The 5765-nt window shown below is 72.8% G+C and carries 3 protein-coding genes (1 of these 3 only partly in view); 1 reads left to right on the forward strand and 2 read right to left on the reverse strand.

Translation table 11 applies throughout. From position 1 onward, the window contains the following. Positions 1 to 258 precede the first annotated feature (258 nt). Entirely contained in the window at positions 259 to 2571 is a 2313-nt protein-coding gene (locus tag GC722_RS05985) for an Ig-like domain-containing protein (RefSeq protein WP_156609037.1), read from the forward strand. A 96-nt stretch (positions 2572 to 2667) separates the two neighbouring features. Here the strand turns inward: GC722_RS05985 and GC722_RS05990 are convergent, their stop codons facing one another. Then, positions 2668 to 4653 (reverse strand): glycoside hydrolase family 127 protein, encoded by a 1986-nt coding sequence (locus GC722_RS05990; protein ID WP_331714437.1) that lies wholly within the window; start codon positions 4651 to 4653, stop codon positions 2668 to 2670. Then, positions 4650 to 5765: the 3' end of a pectinesterase family protein gene (locus tag GC722_RS05995; protein ID WP_456298110.1), read on the reverse strand. It continues 1533 nt past the right edge of the window; 1116 of the gene's 2649 nt are visible here — the last part of the coding sequence; its start codon lies off the right edge, out of view; the stop codon is at positions 4650 to 4652. Before GC722_RS05995 ends, GC722_RS05990 begins: the two co-directional genes overlap by 4 nt.

The following is a 5765-nucleotide window of genomic DNA, read 5'->3' on the forward strand; positions in this document are numbered from 1 at the left end:
ATTCCAGGGCATTTTCGCCCCGCCTCCTCGAGCGCCTGCTCCTCGAGCGCCTGCTCCTCCAGCGCCTGGCCGCACCCGCCGGCGCATCCGCAGCAGCTGCGCGCCGGGAGTGCCCAACTGCCGCGTCTGCATGGGTTGACGCCCTCTGCGTGGATGCCTACGGTGCTGGTATGCCAGCGGCATGCATGGCGCGCGCCCACCCCCGGGCGCACGTCTGCCGCTCGACCCGCGCAACGGAGCGCAGGACAGGAGCACAGCATGACTCCCACAGGACTGAGGGTGGGCCGGCGCGGTTTTCTCGCCGGTGCCGCCGTGGCGGGGACGGCTCTGGTCGCCATCGAGCGCCACCGCACCGCCAGGGCGTTCGGTCAGCCCGACAAGCCGTCCCCCGACCGCCTGGTGCGGCGTGCGGCGCCCGCGCAGGCGGCCGCGGTGGAGGGCAACACCGTCGCCGCCTTCCCGGGGGCGGAGGGCGGTGGCAAGTTCACCACCGGTGGTCGCGGTGGCGCGGTGTACGAGGTGACCACGTTGGCCGACTCCGGCCCCGGTTCGCTGCGCGACGCCGTCTCCGGTGACGACCGCACCATCGTGTTCCGCGTCGGCGGCACCATCGAGCTGGAGAGCGGGCTGGACGTCAGCGGCTCCAACCTCACCATCGCCGGCCAGACGGCTCCCGGTGACGGCATCTCGGTGGTCAACAACGAGTTCAAGATCCGCGGCGACAACATCATCATCCGCTACCTCCGGGTCCGTACCGGCGACATCACCCAGCTGGGGGTCGACGCGGTCAACGGCGAGTCCCGGCGCAACCTGGTGATCGACCACTGCTCGATCTCCTGGGGCATCGACGAGTGCTTCTCCCTCTACGGCAACTACGACGTGACCGTGCAGTACTGCATCATCGCCGAGGGGCTGACGATGTCGGCCCACGAGAAGGGCCGTCACGGCTACGGCGGGCTGTGGGGCGGGGACAACGTCACGTACCACCACAACCTGCTCATCCACCAGGGCGGGCGCAACCCGCGGTTCAGCTTCGTCGAGGACATGGACCAGCTGGTCGACCACCGCAACAACGTCATCTACAACTACGGGTTCACCTCCTGCTACGGCGGCGAGTGGTGCGAGGGGATCAACCTCGTCGGCAACTACTACAAGCCCGGCCCCGCCACGCTGGCCCACATCGCCCCCGAGATCGTCGCGCCGGGCCGGGGCGGCAGCTGGCACGTGGCCGGCAACGTCATCGAGGGCCACGAGGACGTCACCGCCGACAACGAGCTCGGCATCACCTACCCGGTCGGAGGCATCACGCTGCTCCGCCGGCCGGTGGAGTTCCCCAACCCGGTCCCCGAGCAGACGGCCGAGGAGGCCTACGAGGACGTGCTGTCCGGCGTGGGCTGCAGCGTCCCCCGCTACGACTCGGTGGACGCGCGGCTGCTGGCCGACGTCCGCAACGGCACCGGGCGTCTGATCAACTCCCAGTCCGAGGTCGGCGGGATGCCGCTGATCGAGTCCGGCGAGGCCCCGGTGGACTCCGACCACGACGGCATCCCCGACGACTGGGAGCTCGACCACGGCCTCGACCCGCAGGACCCCGACGACGGCGCCGCGCTGGCCGACGACGGGTCGGGCTACACCAACCTGGAGCTGTACCTGAACTCGATCGCCTCCAGCGGGCCCAGCCCGACGGTGAGCATCACCTCCCCGGTGGCCCACCAGGTGTTCGCCTCCACCGCCACCAAGCAGCAGGTGACCCTCAGCGCCGAGGCCGACGGGGTCGACGGGGCCTCCATCGTCAAGGTCGACTTCTTCGTCGACGACACGCTCGTCGGCTCGGCCACCCGCGCCCCCTACACCGTCACCTGGCCCTCGGCCACCGACGGCACGTACCACCTCGTGGCCCGCGCCCACGACGACCGGGGCGCCAAGACGGACTCCACCGGCACGCCCATCCACGTCAACCGGACGTCGGCCGTCACGCCCTGGACCTCGACCGACGTGGGCGACGTCGCGATCCCCGGTTCGGCCTTCATCGACACCCGGACCGACCGGTACGTCATCAAGGGCTCGGGCAAGATCCGCGGCCGCGACGACTCCTTCCACTACCTGCACCAGCGCATCCGCGCCCGTCAGGACGACGTCGTGGAGATCATCGCCCGGATCGACGGCATCGACCGGACCTACGAGGGCGCCTACGCCGGCCTGATGGTCCGCCAGTCGCTGGAGCCGGACTCGCCGTACTTCGCCGGCGGGCTCACCTGGGCCGAGAGCGGTTACAAGGCCGTGGTGTCGCGGATCAGCTCCCACGGCCCCGCTCCCAGCATCGGGCACTACCCCTACGACGACTCCGAGCTGGAGCCGCAGCCGTACTGGCTGCGCATCATCAAGCGGGGCACCGAGTTCGAGTGCCACTTCGGCACCGACTCGCTGCAGTGGACGCGGATCGGCTACGAGCGGATCCCGATGTCCACCAACCGCGTCTACATCGGTCTGGCCGTCGACGCGAACAAGGAGGAGAACGCCATCGAGAACTACACCGTCGGCCGCTTCTCCGAGGTCCGCATCAACGGCTGACCGGTCGGGGGGAGGAGGGCCCGGCTCGGACGAGCCGGGCCCTTCCGCTCTGCTCCGCCGGATCCCCGGGGACCGGCGGAGCAGCGGCGGCGCAGGTCAGGAGCGCTGCGCACCGCCGGCCGCGGGGGCCGCCGGGCCGGGCACCCAGACCCGCATGGCCCGCCGGTCCCGGTTGGCCCACTGGAAGTAGGGGACGGCCGTCGCCCGCACGGGGCGGGTCGTCCAGGAGCGCTCGCCGGGGTAGTACGGCAGGCCTGAGCGGGGGGCGTCCACCAGCTCCTCGGCGTCCACGGTGAGCGTCACCGTCGCCCCGATCCCGTCGAGCTCGCGCCGCTCGACGGCGACCGAGGCCGCGTCGCCGGTCAGCCGCAGCTGCTCCACGTCGACCCCGTCCGGCTGGTCGGCCTGCTCGAAGCAGTAGACCAGCGGCCCCCGCTCCAGCGCCAGGCAGCCGCGGACGGCGTCCACCCGCGGGTGGGGCGTCGTCAGCCGCGGCGACACGTCGAAAGCCACGCCGACCTCCTCGCCCGGGCGCCAGCGGCGCGTGATCCTCAGGTAGCCGGCTTCGTCGGGCGCGACCTCGAGCGGCTGACCGTCCAGCCGCACCTCCGGCCGCGGGCTCCACGACGGGACGCGTAGGGCCAGCGTCCACTCCGCCCCGGGCGCGGACTCCACGCGCACCCGGGTGGAGCCGTCCCAGGGCAGGGCGGTGCTCACGGCCAGGTCCACCTCGCCGACGGGCAGGACGGCACCGATGCGGGCGTCGCCGTACAGCTGCAGGCTGAGCGTGCTGCCGGAGGTGGTGGCCAGGTAGTGCTGCAGGGACGACATCAGCCGGGTCACGTTGGGCGGGCAGCAGGCGGACCAGAACCAGCCGTCGCGCCAGCGTGGGTCCCCGACGGACAGGGCGTGGTCGGCGCGGCGCTGCAGCGGGTTGCCCTTGAAGAACTCCAGCCCGTCCGCCGACACCGAGGCGGCGAACACGTTGTGCAGGGTGCGCTCGACCAGGTCGGCGTACCGCGCCTCGCCCGTGGCCAGCAGCAGCCGCCAGCTCCAGTGGATGCTCGCCACCGCGGCGCAGGTCTCGTTGTAGGACTGGTCCGGCGGCAGCTCGTAGTCCTCCCCGAAGGCCTCCTTGAGCTGGCGGGCCCCGTGCCCGCCGGTCAGCGCCGTCCGGGCGGCGACCAGGTTCTCCCAGCGCGCCTGGGAGGTCTCCAGCAGCGACCGGTCGCCGGTCTCCAGGTACAGGTCGACGATCCCGGCCTCCAGGTACATCGCCCGGACCGCGTGCCCGGTCACCACGGTCATCTCCCGGACGGGGAAGGCGTCCTGCTGGTAGAGCCGGCCGGCCGGGTGCGAGCCGACGAGCCCGCGGCCGCGGTCCTCGACGAGGCGTCGGGCCAGCTCCAGGTACTCCGGCACGCCGACGCAGCGGTAGAGCTCGACCAGCGCGGTCTCGACCTGCGGGTGGCCGTCCAGCCGGGGGAGCCGCTGCACCAGGAACACCTCGACCAGGTGGTCGGCCAGCCGGCGCGCGATGTCGAGCAGCCGCTGGTCCCCGGTCGTGCGGGCCAGCGCCACCGCGGCCTGGAACAGGTGCCCGGCGGTGTAGAGCTCGTGGCTGTTGGTCAGGTTCTGGTAGCGCTCGCCGGGGGCGCGCACCTGGTAGTAGGAGTTGAGGTAGCCGTCCTCGGCCTGGGCCGCGGCGACCAGGGCGCACGCCTCGTCGACGAAGGCCGTCAGCGCGTCGTCGTCGCCCCGCTCGAGCTCGAAGGCCACCGTCTCCAGCATCTTGTAGACGTCGGAGTCCATGTAGACCGGGCCCTGGTGGGTCGCCTCCAGCGGCTCGCCGGCGGCCAGCCGCAGGTTGGTGAGGTTGCCCGCCTCGGACAGCTTGGCGATGCCCAGCGGGATGCTCGCCGTGCGGTTCAGCTGCTGCCAGTGGTGCCACAGCCCGCCGGTGACCACCGCGCGGGCGACCGGACGCTGCACGGCGGCGGACCCCTCGGTCGGGACCACCGGGCCGGTGCCGGCCGGGTGGGCGTGCTGCGGTCGGGTGGTGGTGGAGGTGGTCGTGCTCACGGGTGCTCCTTCGGCTGGGGGTGGGGGTGCAGGGCGTCCAGCTCGGCGGCCAGCACCTCGACCGCGAACGGCGAGACCTGGTGCAGGCCGTGGGTGGGGTCGTCGACGACGTCCCACCCGCCGCCGAGCAGGGCGGCCCGGTCGCGGACGGGCTGGGCGTAGCTGCGGTAGCCGACGCCGGGGAAGCAGGAGGGGTCGAAGCGGTTGAGGACCTGCAGCTGCTGGCGGCCCTCGCCGGCCGCGCCGAGGACGTAGAGGTCGAGGTAGCCGGCGATGTCGTACAGCCCGGGCAGGCTCTCCCGCCGCTGCTCCCAGTCGCCGTAGTTGGGGTGCTCGGCGGGGTAGGGGCGCAGGTAGAACGGCCAGGACCCCGCGACCTGGATGCTGAGGGTGACCCGCGGGTCGATCGCGGCGTGCAGGACGGTCGTCCACGAGCCGCCGGAGAAGCCGACGGTCACCACGCTCTCCAGCGGCGCCTCCCGCTCGGCCTGGTTGAGCAGGGCCACCAGCGGCTCGACGAAGTAGGTCGCCGCCGAGAAGTCGGGACGGTCGTAGCGGGCCAGGACCTCGTGGCTGCGCGGGTCGGCGGGCGGCGGGGCACCGTCGTCGGGGTCGTCGAGGTGCGGGGAGTTCCACCCCTGCAGCGGCATGTCGAGGCCGGCCACCTGGTAGCCGTGGTCCAGCAGGGTTCGCATCACCGCCAGCTGGGGTCGGTGGTAGCGGGGCTGGCGGCCGTCCCCGTGGCCGGCCAGGAAGCAGCCGAACCGTCCCGGCACCGGTCGGCGCGGGTGGGCGACGTAGGAGGTGGTGGTCAGGCCGTGCCGCATGACCACCGTGGCCCGGTCGACGCCGGCGTGGTCGAGGGCGTCGAGGTCGGCCAGCTCCACGCCGCGCTCCCGGTCGGGGACCCGGGTGGGCAGCCCCTCGCCCTTCCAGAGGTAGTCCACCAGCCGGGCGCGCCGGTCGGCCACGTCCTCGGCGGTGGCGACGGTGATGAGCCGGTCGACGTCGACGCCCAGCACGCAGTCGGGCAGGGTCCGCACGTGGGCGGGACGGCTGGCCTCGGCCTCGGCGTCGACCACGCCGACAGGTCGTCGGTGCTTCATGGGGTG

This window comes from Auraticoccus cholistanensis, assembly GCF_009742705.1.
In the GTDB taxonomy this organism is placed as follows: Bacteria; Actinomycetota; Actinomycetes; order Propionibacteriales; family Propionibacteriaceae; genus Auraticoccus; species Auraticoccus cholistanensis.